At 52.7% G+C, this 21,371-nt stretch carries 17 protein-coding genes; 7 read left to right on the forward strand and 10 right to left on the reverse strand.

The window, feature by feature from the left end:
- Position 1 precedes the first annotated feature (1 nt).
- The 5 genes from recN to JR338_10705 all read left to right on the forward strand — a co-directional run bounded on the left by recN (position 2) and on the right by JR338_10705 (position 7,874).
- Complete coding sequence (recN, locus tag JR338_10685; protein ID QRN82872.1) at positions 2 to 1,729, forward strand: DNA repair protein RecN; 1,728 nt, start codon at positions 2 to 4, stop codon at positions 1,727 to 1,729.
- Between the two features lie 116 nt (positions 1,730 to 1,845).
- Positions 1,846 to 3,102: a glucose-1-phosphate adenylyltransferase gene (locus tag JR338_10690; protein QRN82873.1), complete on the forward strand. Its 1,257-nt coding sequence runs from the start codon at positions 1,846 to 1,848 to the stop codon at positions 3,100 to 3,102.
- Positions 3,103 to 3,206: 104 nt separating this feature from the next.
- Positions 3,207 to 4,058, forward strand: coding sequence for a DUF89 family protein (locus JR338_10695; GenBank protein QRN82874.1), 852 nt, complete (start codon positions 3,207 to 3,209; stop codon positions 4,056 to 4,058).
- 146 nt (positions 4,059 to 4,204) lie between these two features.
- A complete protein-coding gene (locus JR338_10700; protein ID QRN82875.1) occupies positions 4,205 to 7,072 on the forward strand; it encodes a cation-translocating P-type ATPase in 2,868 nt (955 codons plus the stop codon).
- Between the two features lie 163 nt (positions 7,073 to 7,235).
- Positions 7,236 to 7,874 carry a deoxynucleoside kinase gene (locus tag JR338_10705; GenBank protein QRN82876.1) on the forward strand — a complete coding sequence of 213 codons (639 nt, stop codon included), beginning with the start codon at positions 7,236 to 7,238 and terminating at the stop codon, positions 7,872 to 7,874.
- An 88-nt stretch (positions 7,875 to 7,962) separates the two neighbouring features.
- Here the strand turns inward: JR338_10705 and JR338_10710 are convergent, their stop codons facing one another.
- From JR338_10710 to JR338_10735, 6 genes are all read right to left on the reverse strand, one after another.
- On the reverse strand, positions 7,963 to 8,289 hold the full coding sequence (locus JR338_10710; protein ID QRN82877.1) for a stage V sporulation protein S: 327 nt from the start codon (positions 8,287 to 8,289) through the stop codon (positions 7,963 to 7,965).
- A gap of 202 nt (positions 8,290 to 8,491) precedes the next feature.
- Complete coding sequence (locus JR338_10715; GenBank protein QRN82878.1) at positions 8,492 to 9,625, reverse strand: GNAT family N-acetyltransferase; 1,134 nt, start codon at positions 9,623 to 9,625, stop codon at positions 8,492 to 8,494.
- On the reverse strand, positions 9,622 to 10,986 hold the full coding sequence (locus JR338_10720) for an MFS transporter (GenBank protein ID QRN82879.1): 1,365 nt from the start codon (positions 10,984 to 10,986) through the stop codon (positions 9,622 to 9,624). The genes JR338_10715 and JR338_10720 overlap by 4 nt, the downstream gene beginning before the upstream one ends.
- A 135-nt stretch (positions 10,987 to 11,121) precedes the next feature.
- Positions 11,122 to 12,525: an MFS transporter gene (locus tag JR338_10725; protein ID QRN82880.1), complete on the reverse strand. Its 1,404-nt coding sequence runs from the start codon at positions 12,523 to 12,525 to the stop codon at positions 11,122 to 11,124.
- A gap of 262 nt (positions 12,526 to 12,787) precedes the next feature.
- Positions 12,788 to 13,495, reverse strand: a complete 708-nt coding sequence (locus JR338_10730) for a hypothetical protein (protein ID QRN82881.1) — start codon at positions 13,493 to 13,495, stop codon at positions 12,788 to 12,790.
- Between the two features lie 44 nt (positions 13,496 to 13,539).
- The gene (locus JR338_10735; protein ID QRN82882.1) at positions 13,540 to 14,172 is read right to left on the reverse strand and encodes a DUF4405 domain-containing protein; all 633 of its coding nucleotides are present in this window, start codon (positions 14,170 to 14,172) and stop codon (positions 13,540 to 13,542) included.
- A 128-nt stretch (positions 14,173 to 14,300) separates the two neighbouring features.
- On the opposite strand from JR338_10735, the gene JR338_10740 reads away from it, so the two are divergent.
- Together JR338_10740 and JR338_10745 are read left to right on the forward strand one after the other, a co-directional pair.
- The gene (locus JR338_10740; protein QRN82883.1) at positions 14,301 to 14,990 is read left to right on the forward strand and encodes a response regulator transcription factor; all 690 of its coding nucleotides are present in this window, start codon (positions 14,301 to 14,303) and stop codon (positions 14,988 to 14,990) included.
- A 2-nt stretch (positions 14,991 to 14,992) separates the two neighbouring features.
- On the forward strand, positions 14,993 to 16,426 hold the full coding sequence (locus JR338_10745; protein QRN82884.1) for a HAMP domain-containing protein: 1,434 nt from the start codon (positions 14,993 to 14,995) through the stop codon (positions 16,424 to 16,426).
- 678 nt (positions 16,427 to 17,104) lie between these two features.
- On the opposite strand, the gene JR338_10750 is transcribed toward JR338_10745, so the two are convergent.
- The 4 genes from JR338_10750 to JR338_10765 all read right to left on the reverse strand — a co-directional run bounded on the left by JR338_10750 (position 17,105) and on the right by JR338_10765 (position 21,291).
- Entirely contained in the window at positions 17,105 to 18,307 is a 1,203-nt protein-coding gene (locus tag JR338_10750; protein ID QRN82885.1) for an MFS transporter, read from the reverse strand.
- Between the two features lie 208 nt (positions 18,308 to 18,515).
- Positions 18,516 to 19,325, reverse strand: a complete 810-nt coding sequence (gene surE, locus JR338_10755) for a 5'/3'-nucleotidase SurE (protein ID QRN82886.1) — start codon at positions 19,323 to 19,325, stop codon at positions 18,516 to 18,518.
- 314 nt (positions 19,326 to 19,639) lie between these two features.
- Positions 19,640 to 20,065: a SufE family protein gene (locus JR338_10760; protein ID QRN84419.1), complete on the reverse strand. Its 426-nt coding sequence runs from the start codon at positions 20,063 to 20,065 to the stop codon at positions 19,640 to 19,642.
- 2 nt (positions 20,066 to 20,067) lie between these two features.
- Positions 20,068 to 21,291: a cysteine desulfurase gene (locus JR338_10765; GenBank protein ID QRN82887.1), complete on the reverse strand. Its 1,224-nt coding sequence runs from the start codon at positions 21,289 to 21,291 to the stop codon at positions 20,068 to 20,070.
- Positions 21,292 to 21,371: the final 80 nt, after the last annotated feature.

The raw sequence follows: 21,371 nt of genomic DNA on the forward strand, positions 1-21,371 counted from the left end.
TATGCTGACTGAACTTCGCATTGAAAACTTCGCCATCATCCAAAAACTATCTCTGGAATTTTCCCGGGGCTTGGTGATCTTCACGGGTGAGACCGGCGCTGGCAAATCCATCATTTTGGACGCGCTGGAAGCTGTCCTCGGCGGGCGGGCGGAAACCAACACCATCCGCACCGGGGATGACCGCGCCCAGATTGAAGCGACGTTTTTCCTGAACCCGGCCATTCGCGAGCCTGTTCAGCGGCTTTTGGAAGCGGAAGAACTGCTGGATGACCCCGAGTATGTGACCCTTTCCCGTGAAATTCGAAATGAAGGCCGCAACACCGCCCGGATTAATGGTCGTGTGGTGACGGCTGCGCTCCAACGGGAGATCGGTTCCTATTTGGTGGATATTCACGGGCAGTCCGAGCACCTCTCGCTGCTCCAGGTCCGCAGCCATCTGCATCTGCTGGATAGCTTCGCAGACCTGGCACCGGAATTAGCCGATTATCGACAGACCTATACCCTGCTGATGGAAGTGCGCCAGCAGCTGGCAACCCTCCGCCTGAGCGAGCAGGATGCCGCCCGGCGGACGGACATGCTCACTTTCCAGATTCAGGAAATTGACGCCGCTAAATTGAAGGCAGACGAGGAAGACGAATTGCGCCAGGAGCGCACCCGCCTGGCAAATGCCGAGAGCCTGGCCAGCCATGCGCAGAACGCGCTGAGCCTGATCGAGGATGATAACCCCGAGGTTCGCGGGATCAGTGAGCTCTTGGGTGAGGTGACGGCTTCGCTGCAAAGCCTGGCCCGGATCGATTCTTCCACCACCGCTTATCTTGAAACCGCCGAGACCAGCCTGGCAGCTTTGCAGGACCTGGCTTTGGAATTGCAGAACTACGCTGAGAATATCGAATTCAACCCCCGCGCCCTCGACCGGATTGAGGAGCGGATCGACCTCATCAATAACCTGAAGCGAAAATATGGCAACAGCCTGGAAGAAGTGATCGCTTTTGGTGAACGGGCGAGGCGTGAACTGGATTCCATCACTCACGCTGAAGAACGGTTAGGTGAGTTGGAAAGCCAGGAAGCTGAACTGTTGGAAGTCCTGGCGCAAAAAGCCGGGGTCCTGAGTGACCGCCGCCATGCAGCCGCCGAACAACTGGGCGGGCTGGTGGAGGTGGAGCTGGATGACCTGCGAATGGCGAATGCCCGGTTCCAGGCCGCCATCGAGACCCGCCCGGATGAACAAGGCATTCCCCTTGGGGATGGCAGCCGGGTGGCTTTTGACAGCACGGGATATGACCGGGTAGCATTTATGGTGGAGACTAACCCCGGTGAAGGCTTCAAGTCGCTGGTAAAAGTTGCCTCCGGTGGTGAGACCTCCCGCTTGATGCTGGCCCTTAAGGATGTGTTGGCTAATGCGGACCAGGTGCCGACCCTGATCTTTGATGAGATTGACCAGGGCATTGGCGGCCGGGTTGGGATGACTGTTGGTGAGAAGCTGTGGAGCCTTTCCCGTCAGCACCAGGTGATGTGCATCACCCATCTGCCGCAATTAGCGGCATTTGGCGAACAGCACTTGAAGGTCACCAAGCAGATGGTGGATGGCCGGACGATCTCGGATGTGCTTACCCTTTCGGGCAGAGACCGGCAAGAGGAACTGGCCCAGATGTTGGGGCCGGTGAGTGAAGGAACCCTGCATTCGGTGGAGGAAATCCTTCAGCTTGTGCGGGAACGCACTGAGAAATAACAACAGAAAATCGCCAATTTGGCGATTTTTTGTTTGTCAGCGTGATTTTTAGTTTACAATAGATGAAGCCGAAAAGAGGTCACTTCACACCACAACTCCTCAGGAAGGAGAGAGCTATGCCAAGTCTTAATGATGTACTTGCGGTGATCTTGGGAGGTGGTCAGGGTAAGCGCCTCTACCCGCTAACCATGCTGCGTTCCAAACCCGCTGTCCCGTTTGCCGGAAAATATCGTTTGATTGATATCCCCATTAGTAACTGCATCAACTCCAATATTTTCCGAATTGCTGTCCTGACTCAATTTAATTCCGTTTCCCTCCACCGGCATATCTCCGGTACCTACAATTTTGATAATTTCCATGTCGGGGGGGTCCAGATTTGGGCTGCCGAACAAACTATGGAGCATACGGAATGGTATCAGGGCACTGCAGACGCCGTCCGCAAACAGTTGTTTCAAATTCAGATGTCCCCGTCCAAATATGTTCTGATCCTGGCCGGTGACCACCTTTACCGGATGGATTATTCCAAGATGGCGCAATGTCACTGGGATAATAAAGCCGATGTCACCGTGGCTGTGCAGCCGATCGGCAGGGAGCACGCCTCCTCGTTTGGCATTCTGAAGTGTAACGAACAAGGTCAGATTGTTGATTTTGCTGAGAAGCCCAAAGATGCCGCTGTATTGGATTCATTTGTCTCTCGTGATGACCCCGAGAAACCCTACCTGGCCTCAATGGGCATTTACTTCTTCAACCAGGACACGCTGGTAAAGACACTGTCCTTGCGCCAGGGCGGCCAAAATTTTGATGATTTTGGCTATGACATCATCCCTCATTGCGTCAAGAATGGCCTGAAGGTTCAGGTCTATGAATTTGAAGGCTATTGGCGTGATATTGGGACGATCCGCTCGTTTTATGAAACTAACCTGGAAATGACTCGACCCAAACCGCCGTTTGATATCTATGACCAATCCCTCAGGCTCTATACCCATGCCCGTTTCCTGCCTGGATCACAAATGGCCAATTGTAAAATGCATGATGTGTTGATTGGGGAGGGCTGCAACATTCAGGATGCGACCATTGAGCATTCGATTATAGGTCTTAGGAGTATGATCAAAGGTGACACCCGGATCAAGGATTCGATAATGATGGGGGCGGACTACTACGATGATTCCGGTGATATCCCGATGGGTATCGGTGAGAATTGCGATATCGAAGGCGCGATCATTGATAAAAACGTTCGGATGGGTGCTAATGTGGTGATCAGGCCCTTCCCGCTGGGTACGGAGCTGGAGACGGATATGTACTCCGTCAAGGATGGCATCGTGGTGATCCCCAAACGGGCCATTGTCCCTTCCGGCACCCGGATTGAACCCTAATCCAGATAACCTCTGATGAAATAGAAAGAAAGACGCTCAAAAAGAGCGTCTTTTTTGTTTTCGGGTGTTAATTGATTCAAGCAACCCCTGCTATAATAATCCGCATGAAAACATACCTTGATTGTTACCACTGTACCCTGCGCCAGGCCCTGCAGGCCGCTCGCATGGCTGACGCTAACCCTGAACAGCAACATCAGGTGGTTCAGGAAACTCTTTCCATTCTCCAGTCTTTTCCACCTGGTGAGACCCCGGCTGAAATCGCTTCGGAAGTACATGCTTTAGTGCGGGAATTGACCGGGAAAGATGACCCTTATATGAGGGTCAAGCGGGAATCCACCGAGAAAGCTTTGTCCCTGCTGCCGGAATTGCGTCGGATCGTGGCGGAGGCGGATGATCCTTTGGAATCAGCCGTGCGGATGAGCATCGCCGGGAATATCATTGACTTTGGCCCCGGCCCGGAATATGATCTTTGGGAAGTGGTGGAACGTGTTCAGAAGCAGCCTTTTGCGGTTGACCGGATGGCAGAACTGAAGGCGGCGATTGAGTCAGCCAGTTCAATTCTCTATTTGGGTGATAACGCCGGTGAAGCGGTCTTTGATAAGGTGTTGATTGAAATGCTGGATAAGCCGGTTACCTATGTGGTTAAAGGGGGCCCGGTTTTGAACGATGTGACCTTGCAGGATGCTTTGGATGCTGGTCTTGATGAGGTGGCCGAGATCATTGACAATGGCAACCGGATTATTGGGACCGTCATCTCAGCCGGCAGTCCGGCTTTTCTGGAACGCTTCAACAATGCGGAGTTGATTCTTTCCAAAGGCATGGGAAACTATGAGACCCTTTCCGCAGTGGAAGCGCCAATCTTTTTCCTGCTGCAGGTTAAATGTACGGTGGTTGGTGCGGACCTGGGCGTGCCCAATGGCAGTGTGGTGGTGGCAACCGGCCCGCAATCGGCCTGAGTGGGTCTGAACCATTAGAGGTTTAATCAGATATAATTATATGGATTTGCGCCCGCATCAAAACAACCCTTAGATTATCTTAGGGTAACAAAAACGCTGGTGGGTAAAATTATTATTTGAATTTTTACTTACAGGAGTATTCATATATGAACGAAGACAGTCTCGTTTCAGAAAAGACCACCGGAAAGGGTGTGTCCATTTCCTGGCATTCCATGTCCAACGTGGACGTTTTAGAGAAGCTCGAAACGCCGTTGGAGGAAGGGCTTTCAACTGAGGAAGTTAAGGCACGCCAGGAAAAATATGGCCTCAATGAGTTAACCGAGGCGCCCCCCACAACCTTTTGGGAGATGCTTTGGGCTCAGATTAACAGTTTTGTGATCTACATGCTGCTGGCGGCATCGATTATTTCAGCTCTGCTGGGTGATTATGTGGAAGCTATCGCTATTCTGGCGATTGTGGTTCTCAATGCCATCATGGGCATCATTCAAGAAAGCCAGGCTGAAGCTGCTTTGGCGGCATTGAAGAAGCTGGCCGCCCCCGAATCTTCGGTTTTGCGCGATGGGCACAGGATTTCAGTCCCCGCCGCCCAATTGGTGCCGGGCGATATTGTTTTCCTGGAAGCAGGCAACTATATCCCTGCGGATGTCCGTCTGCTTGAAGCTGTGAACTTGCGGGTGGATGAGGCTTCGCTGACCGGTGAATCGCTGCCGGTTGAGAAGAACGCCCAAACCCGTTTGGAAGCGGATATCCCGCTGGGCGACCGGAAAAACACAGCCTTCATGGGCACCCTGGTCAATTATGGCCGCGGTAAAGGTGTGGTCGTTTCCATCGGTATGGAAACTCAGTTGGGTATGATCGCCACCATGCTCCAATCCGTTGAAAATGAAGAGACACCACTTCAGCGCCGGCTGGACCAACTTGGCAAAGTGCTGGGTTGGGGTTCGCTGGCGGTTTGTGGCCTGGTCTTTGTGATCGGTGCGGTTCGTTTTATTGCTGATAGTGGTTTTGGCAACATCTTAAGCCCCGCTGCCTTGGAGGAGTTCACTAACCTCTTTATGATCGCCGTCTCCCTGGCGATTGCGGCCGTGCCTGAAGGTCTTCCCGCTGTGGTGACCATCAGCCTGGCACTGGGTATGCGCGAGATGGTTCGCCGCCACGCCCTGATCCGCAAACTTTCCTCGGTTGAGACCCTGGGCTCCGCCACCGTGATCTGCTCCGATAAGACCGGTACCCTCACTCAGAATGAGATGACCGTGACCCGCATCTGGTCAGGTGACCAATTCGTGGACGTGACCGGCAGTGGGTATGCTCCAAAAGGTGATTTCACGGTCAATAATGAAAAAGTCTCGCTGGATAAATATCCAGCGGTTAAAACCTCGCTCTGGTTGGGCACCCTGAATAACGACTCTCAGCTGGAACACGCCGGTGAACAGGATGGTCAGGAGACCTTCCGGATGATCGGGGACCCCACCGAAGGCGCTATCCTAGTGGCTGCTTTGAAAGCTGGCGCTTCGGCTAAGGCTCTGAATGTCGCCTATCCCCGCCAGCAGGAGATTCCTTTTGACTCTACCCGCAAACGGATGGTTACGATCCATTCCGTTGAAAAGCCGGAAGATAGCGATATTTCACCTCTGGCGGAAGATGAAAAGCGTGAATGGCATATCATCGCCGTCAAGGGTGCGCCGGATGTCGTTTTGAACCTCTGTTCCCATATTCAAACCATGACTAATGGCGACGAGAAGCTGACTGATGATCGCCGCAAGCAAGTTTTGGCTGCTAATGACGCCATGACCGGCAGTGCGCTGCGCGTGTTGGGCGTTGCTTATCGGATGCTTCCGGTTTTACCGGATGAAATCAACAGCGAAGAGCTGGAAAAGGACCTCACTTTCGTTGGCCTGATCGGCATGATTGATCCTGCCCGGACAGAGGTCAAGGAAGCTCTTAATACTGCTCGTGACGCCGGCATTCGCACGATCATGATCACTGGTGACTATCCCAATACCGCCCGTGCCATTGCAGAAGAAATTGGTCTGCTCCAGGCTGGGCATAAGGTGATGACCGGTGCTGAGATCAATCATCTCTCAGATGAGGAAATGATCCAGAACGTGATGGAAACCGATGTCTATGCCCGGGTCAGCCCTGAGCATAAGATGCGTATTGTGGATGCCCTGCGAGCCAATGATGAAGTGGTCGCTATGACCGGCGACGGCGTCAACGACGCCCCTGCCATCAAACGGGCCGACATTGGCGTGGCAATGGGGATCACGGGCACGGACGTGGCCAAGGGCACAGCCGACATGGTCCTGACCGATGATAACTACGCCAGCATTGTTTCCGCCGTGGAACAAGGCCGGGTGATTTACAGCAACATCCGTAAGTTTGTCTATTACCTGCTTTCCTGTAATGCTGCTGAGATCATGGTGATCTTCCTGGCGACATTATTCGGCTGGCCTGTCCCGCTGACAGCGATCCAGCTCCTGTGGCTCAACCTGGTGACGGATGGCGCCCCAGCGCTTGCTTTGGGCACTGAACCGGGCGACCCCGATATCATGGATCAGCCCCCACGACCGACCAACGAGCCGATCATCAATAAATTCATGCTGGTTGGCATTGTGGTGCAGACGATTGCGATCACAGCCGTGACTCTGGGCGCTTTTGCTCTTGGATTAAACCAGGGGAGCCTTGAGTTTGCGGAGACGATGGCTTTCGTCACCCTCAGTATCTCAGAATTGTTCCGGGCTTTTACTGCACGCTCTGAGTATTACCCGCTGTTGAAGATTGGTTTGCTAAAGAACAAATTGATGAACTGGGCGGTGCTGGGTTCACTGGTGCTCATTATGCTGGTGATCTACATCCCCTTCCTGCAGCCCATTTTCAATACAGCAGCACTGGGCTGGGCGCAATGGCTGGAAATCCTCCCATTGATCCTGGTGCCATCGGCTGCGGCTGAAGTGACCAAGTTTGCCATGCAGAAGAAGATCCAGAAGGCTCGCGAAGAACGTTTGGCGCAATAAGCCTTACCCATTTGAAACCAAAGGCTGTCAGTGAAAACTGGCAGCCTTTTTAGCTTAAAATCAGCAGTATTTTAAGGCCTCGGATTGAACCGCTTTTCGATACGGCTTATAATGAGATGAATATTGGGAGTGACCCAAAATCAATACCAGGAGAGTCGTTTGTATGGATAAATTTATCGCTGTTGCGGGAAATATTGGCGTGGGAAAATCCACTCTTGTAAGGTTGATCAGTGATGAACTGGGTTGGTCGCCTTTTTTTGAGCCAGTTGCTGAGAACCCCTATTTGGCGGATTTCTATGACGATATGCAGTCCTGGGCGTTCCATTCCCAAATCTATTTCCTGATGCGGCGTCTGCGGATTCACCGGCAGTTGATGAACCGCCCCGGCTCGGTGATCCAGGATCGCAGCGTGTATGAGGACGCTGAAATCTTTGCTCATAACCTGTTCTTGCAGGATTCCATTACCGATCGTGATTATCAAACCTATCAGGAACTCTATAAGGTTCTGGTGGAGTTTCTGCCGCCACCGGATCTGGTTATCTATTTGAGAGCTTCTGTGCCCACACTCCTGGACAGAATCGCAATGCGGGACCGTTCATTTGAGCGGACGATCAGTGCAAACTACCTGGCGGATTTGAATGACCTTTATGAGGAGTGGGTGGAGAACTTTGATCTCTGTCCGGTTCTCACCGTCCCTTCTGATGATCTGGATTATGTCGCCAAACCCCAACACCTGGCACTGGTCATCGAGAAAGTGCAGGAGATTCTGATCGGCAAGGAAGAAGTCCGTTTCGATCTGTAACAATTTGTTGTATTCAATGCAAATTAATCAAAAACAGACGCGTCCGAGCGTCTGTTTTATTTTTTGATTTATATTGATTATGCTGATTTTATTCCGTTAGTTCAGGAATCTCCGCCGAGTCGTTCTCATTCTCCCCCACTGGGGGCAATTCCTCGCCGCGAGGGGTAACGACCAGTTTGATAGCCGTCCGAACTTTGCCGTCAATCTCAACATCAACAAATTCGGGGACGCAGATAATATCAATACCATCGTTTACGAGATACCCTTTGGCAAGGATGATTGCTTTTACAGCCTGATTGACTGCGCCAGCACCAATAGATTGAACCTCTGCGTATCGGTGTTCACGCATTACACCTGCAATTGCCCCTGCTACGGCAGCGGTTCTGGAATTAGCTGATACTTTTATGACGTTCATAATCTGTTTCCTTGAATGTGTGTCATTCGAGCCTTGTGCGAAAAAGTTCTTGAATGAGTGGGGAATACCATTGCCTATTTTCGATTTTACAGGATTTTTATATTTATATCAAGAACCCATATATTCTTTATAAAATTCAAGAATTGTCAAACAAAGGGTTCGAAAGCCGCGATTTTTATGTTTCCTTTGCTATAATATTGGGCTATTCCACCGGTAACTGGTAGACACGATAGCGTTTATAAATCCAGCCGCCCATCCGTTCAGCCAGCATGGGGGTCTTGGGGTTGTCGATGGAAGTGAGCGACAGGTCCACCCATTCATAGCCTTTGGCCCGGGCGCGCTTCAGCATCTCCGAGAAGAGCATCAGGCTGACACCGGAGCCCCAGTATTCCGGCAGCACCAAGACGCTTTTGATCGCCAGGCATTTTGGCGTCAGGTTCTTATAACGCAGCAGTTTCAGGGTGTCCCAGGGATAGCGCAGGCCATTTAGGTGGTGCAGGATTTCATTGAGGTTGGGGATGCCGGGGAAAAACCCCACCGTCTGATCGCCTACATCGGCGAAGAGTACCAGCTCAGGGTCGGCATATTTGCGGAACGGCTCCAGGGTGTCATTCAGGGCTTCCCGATCCCAGCCCACATAGTCCACCAGGTGGGAGAGGGCCTTGTTGAGCAAATAATGCACCCGGTCTGCTTCCCGGTCCCATTCTTCCAGGCGAGCTTCCCGAATCACCGCGACGCCGCGTTCCTTGGCTTTTTCGGCGAGTTTGTGGAGCAACTGGAATTCACGGGTGTCTTTAGTGATGTCCACCGCAAAGGCGATATTATCCGGTCGGTAGGGTGTGAAGCCGTAATTGACCACTAAATCCTCATAATAGGCTGGGGTGTGACCGCAGCTGATGGCTGGGGGCCGGTCACGGCCTTCGATCAGCACGCCATAGGCGGAATCATAGTCCTGGTGAAAGGGACCAATCATCTGGGTCAGGTTATGCTCCTTTGCCCAGTCCCTAACACAATCGAAGAGGGCGTTTGCAACACCCTGATCATTGATGCATTCAAAGAAACCAAACATGGCATCCGAACGGTCGCGGGATTCGTTGGAGGAGTGGTCTTCCGCTGCCATGATTGTCCCGGCCAGCTTGTCGTCCTTATAGACCAGGAAGAAATCTGCTATGCCGTGCTGGTAGAATGTGCCCTTTTCTGGGTCAAGCTGTTTCATGCGGTCAGGCACGAGGGGCGGCACCCAGAGGGGGTCATCTCTGTAGATCTGCCAGGGAAAAGTCGCATATTGGCGGCGTTGGTGATGGGTTGACACTTTCTGAATGGATATTTGGCTCATAATGACTCCTGTTGATCTGTTTGGCTGCGGCGCACTTCGAGTTCCTGAACGACATCATGGTACTCATCCCTGGAGAGGGGGTAGAGGACGGCAAAGATGATCCCGCCCACCAGCAGCAGCGCCGGGATCGGGCCCACCACCATCCGGATGCCCGTGATGGTGGATTCGGGCTGAACGGCGGCATTAGGGATATAGCCGCTGAGGTCCAGCACCGCCAGCGCCAGGGGGACGGCAATCGAATTGGCGACCTTGCTGGCCAGGGTGACGAGGCTGTAGAACATGCCTTCATGGCGTTCACCGGTCTTCAATTCATCCACTTCGATAGCATCCGGGATGATTGACCAGGGCAGCACATGGGCCGCGCCCACGCCCAGCCCGGCCAGGACGCAAAGCCCAAGCAGGTAATAGAGTGAACTGGTAGCGGAGACGGTAATCAGCAGGACCTGTACAACCGCCCAGAACGCGATGCCATAGATATAGGCTTTACGTTTGTTGAATTTCTTGGAGACCCAGTCCCAGAGTGGCAGGGAGATGATGGCTGTGACGAAGATCGTGGCCATGATGATCTCGCTCATATTTTCCCGCTGGACGACATATTTGATATAAAAAAGCAAGTTGGCTTCGATGATCGCCATGCTGGTCCAGGTGAAAAGATAGATCACGGCGCTGAAAATGAAGGGCCTGTTTTTGACTGCGGCTTTGAGCGAGTCTTTGAGTTTGGGACGCTCAAGCTGGGTGAAATAGGGACGCTCACGCGTCCCAAAAAAGACCAGGATCAGGGGGGCGGCTGAGGCGATGCCAAAGATCAGTCCCATCTGAAAAACATTGCCGGCGTTGCCTGGGGCCATCTGGCCGATGATCATCATTGGGACTACGAAGGAGATCAGCCCGCCGAGGATGGAAAAGAACATCCGGTAGCCGGTCAACTCGGTGCGTTCATCGTAGTCCTCGGTCAGCTCGGGGGTCAGGGAGAAATAGGGCATGCTGACAAAGGTGACAATCCCATCATAGAGGATGTACATCATTGTGTAGAAGATCAGCAGTGCCGTGTGGGAATCGAAGGCGGGTTTGAACCAGAGGAAGGCAAAGACCACGGCAAATGGGATCGCGCCGAAGAGTAGGAAGGGACGTCTTCTCCCCCAACGGGTGCGAGTCCGGTCTGAGAGGTAACCGATCAGGGGATCGTTGATATAATCCCAACTTTTTCCGATGAATAGGGCGATGGCTACGATGCCCGGCGTTAGCCCGACCACATCTGTCAGGAAAATGGGGAAATAGGCGGCGACAATGGTGCTAGTCATGCTAAAGCCGACATCGCCGAAGCCATAGATAAGTTTTGTCAGTCGGGAGAGTTTCTTCATCAATAATCCCTGATTTTCCCTTGTAAATAAAAAACCCTCTGGCAGGTTGAACCTGCCAAAGGGTCGGTTTGAAATTTATCGTTGGTGCAGTTTGTGATCGGTCAGGATATGCAAACGCGTTCTCCAGGGAAAGTTCTAGGCGACTTCTTCCGCACCGGCGATAGGCTTTTCTTCGGCTTTGGCCTGTTTGCGGGCTTCACGACGGATGCGAAGTTCCTCAACGATCTTGTGATGCTGTTCCCGAGAGAGGGGATAGAAGAGGGCGAAGACGATCCCACCCACCAAAAGGATGGCTGGAATGGGGCCAATCACCAGACGGATACCGAGAAGGGCACTGTCGGGTTGGACTGCCGCTCCGGCCTGGTAACCGGTGGCCTGCAGGACGAGTAGGGAAGCCGGTCCGGCGATGGAATTGCCGATCTTGCCCAGCAGGGTGATCAGGCTGTAGAACATACCCTCATGGCGTTCGAAGGTCATCCATTCATCCCATTCAATTGCGTCTGGGATGATGGCCCAGGGAAGCACCTGTGCAGCACTGACGCCAATACCAGCCATGACACATAAAATCATGATGATCCAGAAGGGTGTCTGCGGGGTGACCATGATAAGCACGATCATCACCACGGCCCAGAAGGACACACCGATGATATAGGCCAGCCTCTTATTCCAGTGCTTGGCTGCCCAGTTCCAGATTGGCAAAGCGAAGATGGCGGTGACAAAAATACTTGCCATGATTAAGCTGCTCTGGCCCTGGCGTTCGAGTATGTATTTGATGTAGATCAGCAGGTTGGTTTCCAGCACCACGATCGTCATCCAGGTCAGCAGGTAGATGCCTGCGCCGAAGATGAAGGGGCGGTTCTTGAAGGCAGCTTTGAGCGAAGGGATCAGCTTGGGTTGTTTCTCAAGCATGTATTCCTTTTTCTCTCGTGTACCAAAGAAGACCAGGAATAGGGGGGCAGCAGCGATGGCGGCTGCGATCAGACCCATAACCATCACCTTTTTGGTGTTGTCAGGAACCATTGAGCCGATCACCAGCATTGGGAAAACATAAGCTACCAGGCTGCCGAGGATGTTGAAGAGCATCCGGTAGCTGGTCAGCTTGGTCCGCTCATCATAGTCTTCGGTGAGTTCCGGGGTCAGGGCATAGTAGGGCATGTAAACGATTGTGGCCATGGCTTCATAAATGATATAAGCCACTGAATAATAAATGATGAGACCTGTTTGGCTGAAATTTGGGCTGAGCCAAAGCAAGACAAAGGAGAGACCGAAGGGGATGGCACCAAAGAGCAGGAAGGGACGCCGGCGACCCCATTTAGAGCGTGTTCGGTCTGAGAGGTGGCCAACAATTGGGTCGTTGACATAGTCCCAACTCCGGCCGACAAACAAAATGACCGCAGCGAGAGCGGGTGATAAGCCGATGACATCCATCATGAAGATGGGAAATAGCGAGCTGATGATGGAGTTGTTCATACTGAAACCGAGGTCACCTGTTCCATAGATGATCTTGGTCAGAAACGGCAGCTTGTCCTTCTTGTCCATGTGAGTAGTCCTCTCTGGTGCATGATGATTCATAATTACAACACTAAGGGTGCCTTCAAGTTGTGAAAGAATTGATGATTAATCTCTCGTTCAACAAGGTATTATTCTGGCTGTTGAATGCAATCCTTAAATAAAAGAAACAACATGATTGTAAATCAATCCATCCATTTCCGCAATTCGCTGGACTCTTGGACGGATGCGTTAAATAAAGAAGGCTGCCCGTTTTATAACGGGCAGCCAGGGTCTTAGGTAATTGTTCGGCTTACCGACGACCGCCGTTGCCGCCGCCACGCTGACCACTACCACTATTGGTGTTGCCAGCCCAGAGGGGGGTACCGTCATCGGTGCGGATGGTGATGCTCTCACCGGTTGTCAGATTGGTCATCTGGCCGATTTCGAGCAGACCGTCATCATAGAAACCGAGGAAGGACACGCTGTCGCCAACATTGAGGGTGAAACCCATGTCGGTGATGTAGCTGAGGGTGCGGCCGTCGAGATCGAAGACCGTGCCATCATCCAGAACGATCACAACCAGGTAGGAGGAGACCGATTCGACTGTACCATTGAAGGTGAGCCATTCGTCCACATCGGCAATACCGTCACCGGTGCCGTCGTGGGGAGCGTCCACGGGTTGGTTGCCGTTACCGACACCAATGCCATAGCCGGAGCCATCTTCGGGGCCGTCCACGTAACCGGTACCATCACCGGGGCCGTAGCCAATGGCATCGCCAGCACCATAGCCGTAGGCTTCGCCGTCAGCGATGCAATCATCAACGCCACCATCGAGAACTTGATTTTGAATCTCTTCGGTGTAACCATTCCTGTTGCCACCATACCCTAATTCGGCGCTCTCATTGAGAGCCAGGGGTTCGGTGTCGAGTCCTTTAGCCAGTGTGCGGTTGACCGCTCCAAATACCAGCAGTCCAAAAGCCGCTGCTATCAATACGCCTACAAAAACTTTTTTAACCATTGTGTAACTCCAGTTCTTCTAAGATATTGTTATTGATTCTGGATTTAGATTGATTCTTCAACAGGCTCCAGAATGGCCTGGCCGGTTTGCTTATTAGTTTTATGGGTGCCAAACATCTTGCCGGTAATATTGGTGATCCACTTCCAGTGCAGGACAATGTGCAGTAATGCTGTCGCAGCGAAGGTCACGCCGCTCCAGGTATGGATCATGTCCCAGGCGGTCTTATTGAACAGGAAGCTTGTTGCTGTTTGGCCACTGGATGGGTTGAGCATGAAGTAGACCCCGGAAAGGCTGCAGATCAGGAAGCTGAGTGCGATGGTGATATCCAACAGGATGTTATAGGTCAGGCGAAGGCCGAACCCGTTCCGCTTTTTAGTGATGACCTGCCAGGTCCGAACAGCGGTCCCTTTAATCCAGGTCCAGTGGATGATGACATGCAGCAGAGCTACCATGATCGCCAGAGTGCCTGTCCAGGTGTGGAGCAGATCCCAGGTTTGCTTGGAAAAGATCAGGGTCATGTTGTAATATGGATTACGACCACCCTGATATCCTGTGTTGGGATAGATCAGGAAGTAGATGCTTGTGAGGATAGCCAATATTGCGCTGATCCCGAGGCCAGCATCCAACCACCAATTTTGGCGGAGTTTTGGCGTTAATGTTGATTTTCGTTTCTTCATAGTTCACTCCTAAACGTTCAAATCTTACGTTCTTTATGATAGATGGCACTGTTGGAGAAGCAATGGAGAAGATGTGAAGAAGTTGTGAAGATAAAACACCCGGGAACCGAAGGGGCTATAATAATGTCATGACCACAGTATTGATCATAGAAGATGAAAAAGAGCTGTCCAATGTCCTGAAAGCTTATCTGGAGCGCAGCGGCTATGACGTTTTGGTTGCCAATCGCGGTGACCAGGGGCTAGCGCTTTGGGAATCCAATCACCCCGATATGGTTTTACTCGATTTGAACCTGCCCGGAATGGATGGGATTGACATTGCCAGGAAGATCCGCCAGACGGATGACACCCCACTGATCATTACCACCGCCCGGGTGGAAGAGCTGGATCGGCTGTTGGGGCTTGAGATGGGTGCGGATGATTACATTACCAAGCCATTTTCCCCGCGGGAGGTGGTAGCCCGGGTGAAGGCCGTGCTGCGGCGGGTGCAGAAGCCTGCTGCAGAGCCTGTTGGCACATTGCAGATCAATGATCTTGAGATTGACCCGCAGGAATTCACCGTCACCCAGGCGGGCGAGGTTTTGGACCTGACGCCGACTGAATTTTCGATCCTGGCAACCCTGGCGGAACATCCCGGATGGGTTTTCTCCCGTTTGCAGCTGCTGGAGGCCTGTCAGGGCGTGGCTTATGAAGGTTATGAACGCAGCATTGACGCGCATATCAAGAACCTGCGCAGCAAGTTGAACGATGACAGCAAGGACCCTCAATATATTGAGACGGTCTTTGGCAAGGGGTACCGCTTTAAGAAAGAGAGTAAGTAATTATGCGTTGGCGGCTGCTTGGCTCCTTTGCACTGATCATTTTAATCGCCCTGGGTACAGTGGCGGTGGTGGCGCGGTATACAACTCAGCAGGAAGTGGAAACCTTCCTGATCCACGGCGGCCAGATTGGGTTGGAAAACCTTGCCGCCAATTTGGAAGATTATTATGCCGAAAATAGCAGCTGGACTGGGGCGGAGGATGTATCCACAACCGGCTCAGGCGCGAATACCACCAGCGGTACTGGGAGTGGGCGCGGCCAGGTTGGGCGTTCGGGCACGGGGGCCACTGGTGCCAATGAGAATGCTGCTGGCAACCCCTCTGCGGGGGTCAATGCCAATGATCATGTTGTGACGGACCCCGCTGGAACGGTAGTGCTGAGTCCCGATGAGATCGAAGTCGGCACCCAGGTAACTGAAAATATGCTGTCGCAATCCATTGTCCTGGAAGTGGATGGTGAGGTTGTGGGTTATCTCATCCCTGATGGCGGGATTGCGGATCTGCCGGATGATTTTGATGAGCTGCTGATCGAGCGGGTGAACAACGCCTCGCTTTTGGCGGCGGGCATCTCCGGTGGGATCGCTATTGTCCTCGCGTTGATTCTCTCCTCGTTGATCCTCCGGCCGGTGCATGGGCTGACCAAGGCCGCGAACCAAATGGCGGAAGGCGATCTATCCCAGCGGGTGAAGGTTCGCGGGGGCGGGGAACTGGCATCACTGGGAAAATCTTTCAATAAAATGGCTGTATCATTGGAAGACGCTGAAGACCGGCGTCAATCGATGACCGCTGATATTGCCCATGAATTGCGTAATCCTCTTGCTATCCAGCGGGCGCATCTTGAAGCCCTGCAGGATGGTGTGTATCCGCTGACCCTTGAGAACCTTGCCCTGATCGGCGCGCAAAACCACCAGTTGACCCGTTTGGTGAACGATTTACGGACGCTGGCTTTGGTGGATGCCGGGGAACTTTCCCTGAACATGCGCAATGTGGACCTCAACGCGATGTGCAAGGACCTGGCAGCCCGGTTCCAGCCCCAGGCGGATGGTAAAAAGGTTGGGATTGAATCGGTCTGTCCATCCGGATTAATGATCGCTCTGGGTGATAGGGAGCGTTTGCAACAGATCCTTGATAACCTGATGCAGAATGCCATGCGGTATACTCCTGAGGGCGGCATGATTGAGATCAGCCTGCAACGTCAGGGCCATTCCGCGATCTTTGCGGTGCATAACAACGGACCAAGTATTCCCAATGATGTGCTGGAGCATCTCTTCGAGCGCTTCTATCGCGGCGATAAAGCCCGTGACCGGGCCAGCGGTGGGACTGGTTTGGGATTGGCCATTGCACGCAAACTGGCTGAGGCGCACGGCGGCTCTTTGATCGGTGAGAACCATCCGGCAGGTGGGGTGGTTTTCAAGCTTGTGCTGCCTTTGAATGAGTAGGGTGATTTTATTGAAATTTACAAGGATGGCGGTAAGCCGTCCGTTTTTATAAATAAAATGTAATATCGTAGGGGCGGGGCTATTTACCCGCTCTATTAAGTAGTTATTTTTTTTGAATTTTCCCCTCATCCGACGCTCTGCGTCACCTTCCCCCCAGGGGGAAGGCTTGTTCAGTTTTCGTAGGTCACGCTTCCAGCAGGACGAAAAAAGTCCCGCAGGTTCACCCTTGCGGCTTCACCATGCGTGACCAACGTTTAAAATTTATCATGTCACGTGCGCGGCTTTGCCGCGGCACATGACCTACAAGGGTTTCGAGTTGCTATAGGGGCGGGGACTGCCTGCCTCCCTTGGGAGCTGTATCCGCCCAGTAGAGGGTTTGATTAAACAAGGATATTTCCCTCATCCGACGCTCTGCATCACCTTCCCCCTCCCCAAAAAGGGGCTGCGTCGTTTTACTCCTTGGGGGGAAGGCTTAAGATGTTATTAGTAGGTCATGCTTCCAGCGTGACAAAATTAGTCGTGCAGGCTCAACCTTGCGGCTTCACCATGCGTGACCAACGTTCAAAATTTATCATGTCACGTGCGCGGCTTTGCCGCAGTACATGACCTACAAGGGTTTCGAGTTGCTATAGAGGCGGGGACTACCTGCCTCCCTTGGGAGCTGTGCCCGCCTTTTTATCAAGCTATTTCCGCAGTAACCGGTTCCGGTTTGAAGACCACCTGCAGCAGTGGCAGGATCAGCAGATTCAACCCCAGCAGCACCAGGAAGGTGACTCGGTAGCCGAATGCATCCGCCAGTGCACCGGAGAGGTACATGCCAATCCCCTGGCCGATATTGGTGAAGGCCATCAGGATGGCATACATGGAAGCTGCGATTCGGGGGTCCACCATACGCATCGCCACCGCAAAATATTCCGTCTGATATGCGCCATAGGTCACGCCGAAGAAGATCACCACCGTAATGGCCACGACAAGCCCAAATTCCGGCCCGATGAGGAAGGCAACACAAAGGATCGACAAGCTCAGCAGGATCACAGCCACCCATAAGCCAGGTTTGGGCTGGAATTTGCGCAATAACCAGCCGCCCAGCACACTCCCGCCAACAATACCCACACCCCAGAGCGATGTGATGAAGCCAGCCGTGGTCAGGCTGATGCCCAGCTGCTCCTCCAGAAAGGGATTGATCAGCTGATTGACGCCCAGAATGATCACAAACATCAAAGTTCCCAAACCGGCGGCCAGGAAGGTCTTGCCATTAAAGGCTTTGAATGCTCGCCACTCAAACCGTTTTTCGACATCTCGATCCTCTTCACGGATGGCCAGGACTAGTGGGGTTGGCAAGAGCGTTAGGGCTGCCAGAGTCCAGAAGACCGCTTGCCAGGAGACGTTTTCCGCCAGGAAGCCCACCGCAGATGCGGCGATGATCACACCAATGGCCCGCCCACCGACCATAAAGCCTTGAATGGTGCTCTGTTCTTTCGGTGGGGTGGTATCCAATGCCAGACCGTCTGTACAGGTGTCATAGAGCGCCATGCCCATTTGCAGGGTGAAGGCGATTGCCACATATCCCCAGAAATGTTGGCCGGGGTCAATGAAAGGTGTGAATACCAGACAAAGTAATTGGACTATTAAGCCAATCACGATGTAGGGTTTACGATGTCCCATCCCAAAGAGGTTAACCCGGTCGGAGAGAATGCCCAGTCCAATCTTTAGCACGAAAGGCAGCAGGGCAATGAAACCAAAAACGCCCACTTCAGTCATGTTCAGTCCATGACTGAGCAGGTAAAGGGCGTTGAGTGCGGCGAAGAAACCTTGAATGGTTCCTTGGGTGAAATAGAGCGAGCCGAAGGTTAGATAGCGAAGTCCTTTGTTCCTGGGCATGATTCCTCCATATGTGACGAATAGATTGGATAGGTCCGGGATGAAAAAAATGATTTTTTGATTGAAAGAGGGCTAAATTGTGGATTGACTCATCAATAATAGCATGATTTTTGCTAAACGGAAAATTCTTCGATTTTTTACCCGTGTTATAAAAAAAAGAGACTCTGGCTACAGAGTCTCTCAATGAGCACGTGAAACTTGCTGTGGTTTAGCCTTTGAGCATTGAATCCAATTCACCCAGGTCCACTCGAGAGGTCAGGTCAATGCTGAGGGGTGTGGCGGAGACTTTTTTCTCGACCAGCAGGGCATAGAGGTCGCTGCCAGGTTCCAGCTGGGAGAAATCCGTCAGGATATCATAACCCAGTGGGCCGGGCTCCATCAAATTCGGCCGATCAACCGGTTTGGGGAGGTAATACCGCAGGCGTGACTGGCGCGTCCATTCGAAGGGGGTTTCGGGAGTGGCGCCATAAGGGACATCAATTTTGATGATATCCACATCTTTTGGCAGGGGGGTGTGGAGCATCCAGTTGGCGAAAAGGTGGGTGAAATGGCCGGCGGCGCTGAAGTCGATATCCTGGGAGAGTGAGAAGTGATGCTCTGTACCGGTCTGCATTGAGACGGCCAGGGCTGGGATATCGAGTGTGGCAGCTTCGATCGCCGCCCCGATTGTGCCGGATACGGTCACGCCTGAGCCGACATTCTCGCCGTAATTGATCCCGGAAACGACAATGTCCGGAGTGGCTTTGATGACATCATAAATACCGTGCAGCATGGATTGGCCAGGGGAGCCATCGACTGCGAAGACATCCCATTCCCGTCCGTTGACGGTGAGGGCCATACGCTCGATGATGCCGGAAGTGTGAATCGGCATGCTGCGGCCAGCGCCGGAATGTTGATCGCGGGGTGCAACCACATGAACGTAGCCCAGGGGGTCCAGTGCTTCGGCTGCCGCCCAGAGACCGGGAGAGTGGATGCTGTCGTCATTCGTTAATAAGATTTGTGTTGTTTTATTGTTCATATCACTCTAATTCTAACCGAGTGCGGGGTCAATAACAATCGGTCCGCAGTAAAGGTTGGGTTAAGTTTTGGTTTGATTCGCGAGAATCAGGGCTATTCTTACCCCATCCCCAGCCCTTCCCCTCTTGAGGGGAAGGGGGCCGAAGGCGGGAAGGGGTTTGTTGCGGCTTCTCCTATTTTGTGCTTCCACCTGGTATATAAAAAAGATCGCCCACAGAGAGCGATCTTACGGGTTGCATGATTTTTGGTGGGTTGGTAACCCACCCTACAGTTGTAGGTCATGTGCCGCGCAGCGCACGTGACAAAATGGAAATTTCATATTTCACCAGCCGCGCACTTCACGCAGTAGGCTTTGATCTCATCGATCATCGCCATCAGACCGTTGGCGCGCTGGGAGGAGAGGTGTTTGCTTAGGCCGGTGCCCTCAAGGAAGCTCAAGTCCGCCTTGAGGATATCCTCGGCGGGCTGCCCTGAGTAGATCTGCATCAGCAGGGCGGCCAGGCCTTTGACGATCAGTGAGTCACTGTCAGCCTGCAGCAGGACTTTACCGTCCTGGCATTCGCGGTGCAGCCAGACGGTGGACTGGCAGCCGCGGACGATGTTGTCTTCCGTGCGGTATTCTTCCGGCAGAGGCGGCATCTTCTGCCCGAGTTCGATCAGATAGGCATAGCGTTCATCCCATTCCGGCAGGAAGGAGAAATCTTCAACAATTTCGGCCTGAATCTCGTCAATGGTTGCCATCATTACCGTCCTAACATTTTACGAACTTTGTAGATTCCCTCAATCAGGGCGTCGATCTCTGCTTTGGTGTTATAGATTCCCAGGGAGGCTCGTACTGTGCCATCAATGTTCAACAAAGTCATGATCGGTTGGGTGCAGTGGTGACCAGTGCGCACGGCGATGCCCTTTGTATCGAGTAGGGTGCCCAGGTCATAGTGATGGATGCCGCTGACGTTGAAGGCCAGAATGCTGGCCCGGTGTTGGCAGTTGCCATAGATCGTTAGGCTGGGCACTTCGCTCAGCCGCTCGTGACCATATTCCAGCACGTCTTCTTCGTAGGCCCGAATCTCGTTGAAGTCAAATTGGTTGATGTAATCAATTGCTGCTGCCAGCCCAACCGGGCCGACGATATTGGGCGTCCCGGCTTCGAATTTGAAGGGTAATTTGTTATAGGTTGTGTGTTCTTCCGTGACGGTATCGATCATCTCGCCGCCGCCCTGATAGGGGGGCATGGCATCCAGCCATTTCTCCTTACCATAGAGCACACCGATCCCGGTGGGGCCATAGATCTTGTGGCCTGAGAACGCATAAAAATCCGCATCCAGCGCCTGCACGTCATGTTCGATGTGCTGGACGGACTGGGCGGCATCCACCAGGACGGCTGCCCCGGCGTTATGCGCCATCTGAATGATTTTTTTAGCGGGGTTGATCGTCCCGAGTGAATTGGAAACGTGGTTAAAGGAAACGATCCGGGTTTTCTCGTTCAACAAATTCGCCAGGATGTCCAGCCGCAGTTCGCCATTCTCATCAAAGGGGACCACTCGGAACTTGGCCCCCTGGCGTTCGCACATCATCTGCCAGGGTACGAAGTTGGAGTGGTGTTCCATCGCTGTGACGATTACTTCATCGCCGGGCTTCACGAAAGCCTGCCCAAAGGAGAACGCCACCAGGTTGATGGATTCGGTGGTGCCGCGGGTGAAGATCACTTCGTGGTCATAGGCCGCATTGATATAGTCTTGCACGGTTTTGCGACCCTTTTCATGGGCTTCGGTGGCCAGGTTGGAAAGTGCATGGGTGCCGCGATGCACGTTGCTGTTGTAGTGGGTGTAATAATCCGTGATCGCGTCGATTACACACTGCGGCTTTTGGGTCGTTGCCCCATTATCGAGGTAGATCAGCGGTTTGCCATTGATCTTGGTTTGCAGGATGGGAAAATCGGAGCGTATTTTGTCAACATTAAACGTCATAAGAACCTTCATTTTAAGATTAGTTCATTGAATTTTACCAGACAAGCGCCTTGATTCATAAAAAATCCCCCGCTTGGGCA

The sequence above is a fragment of the Chloroflexota bacterium genome, from assembly GCA_016887485.1.
Lineage (GTDB): Bacteria > Chloroflexota > Anaerolineae > Anaerolineales > Anaerolineaceae > Brevifilum.

Coding starts and splice junctions, on each gene's coding strand:
- JR338_10725 (QRN82880.1), bottom strand. CDS start 12,525: ATGGACAAGAAGGACAAGCTGCCGTTTCTGACCAAGATCATCTATGGA.
- JR338_10730 (QRN82881.1), bottom strand. CDS start 13,495: ATGGTTAAAAAAGTTTTTGTAGGCGTATTGATAGCAGCGGCTTTTGGA.
- recN (QRN82872.1), top strand. CDS start 2: ATGCTGACTGAACTTCGCATTGAAAACTTCGCCATCATCCAAAAACTA.
- JR338_10700 (QRN82875.1), top strand. CDS start 4,205: ATGAACGAAGACAGTCTCGTTTCAGAAAAGACCACCGGAAAGGGTGTG.
- JR338_10765 (QRN82887.1), bottom strand. CDS start 21,291: ATGACGTTTAATGTTGACAAAATACGCTCCGATTTTCCCATCCTGCAA.
- JR338_10735 (QRN82882.1), bottom strand. CDS start 14,172: ATGAAGAAACGAAAATCAACATTAACGCCAAAACTCCGCCAAAATTGG.
- surE (QRN82886.1), bottom strand. CDS start 19,325: ATGAACAATAAAACAACACAAATCTTATTAACGAATGACGACAGCATC.
- JR338_10745 (QRN82884.1), top strand. CDS start 14,993: ATGCGTTGGCGGCTGCTTGGCTCCTTTGCACTGATCATTTTAATCGCC.
- JR338_10695 (QRN82874.1), top strand. CDS start 3,207: ATGAAAACATACCTTGATTGTTACCACTGTACCCTGCGCCAGGCCCTG.
- JR338_10750 (QRN82885.1), bottom strand. CDS start 18,307: ATGCCCAGGAACAAAGGACTTCGCTATCTAACCTTCGGCTCGCTCTAT.
- JR338_10760 (QRN84419.1), bottom strand. CDS start 20,065: ATGGCAACCATTGACGAGATTCAGGCCGAAATTGTTGAAGATTTCTCC.
- JR338_10740 (QRN82883.1), top strand. CDS start 14,301: ATGACCACAGTATTGATCATAGAAGATGAAAAAGAGCTGTCCAATGTC.
- JR338_10690 (QRN82873.1), top strand. CDS start 1,846: ATGCCAAGTCTTAATGATGTACTTGCGGTGATCTTGGGAGGTGGTCAG.
- JR338_10720 (QRN82879.1), bottom strand. CDS start 10,986: ATGAAGAAACTCTCCCGACTGACAAAACTTATCTATGGCTTCGGCGAT.
- JR338_10715 (QRN82878.1), bottom strand. CDS start 9,625: ATGAGCCAAATATCCATTCAGAAAGTGTCAACCCATCACCAACGCCGC.
- JR338_10705 (QRN82876.1), top strand. CDS start 7,236: ATGGATAAATTTATCGCTGTTGCGGGAAATATTGGCGTGGGAAAATCC.
- JR338_10710 (QRN82877.1), bottom strand. CDS start 8,289: ATGAACGTCATAAAAGTATCAGCTAATTCCAGAACCGCTGCCGTAGCA.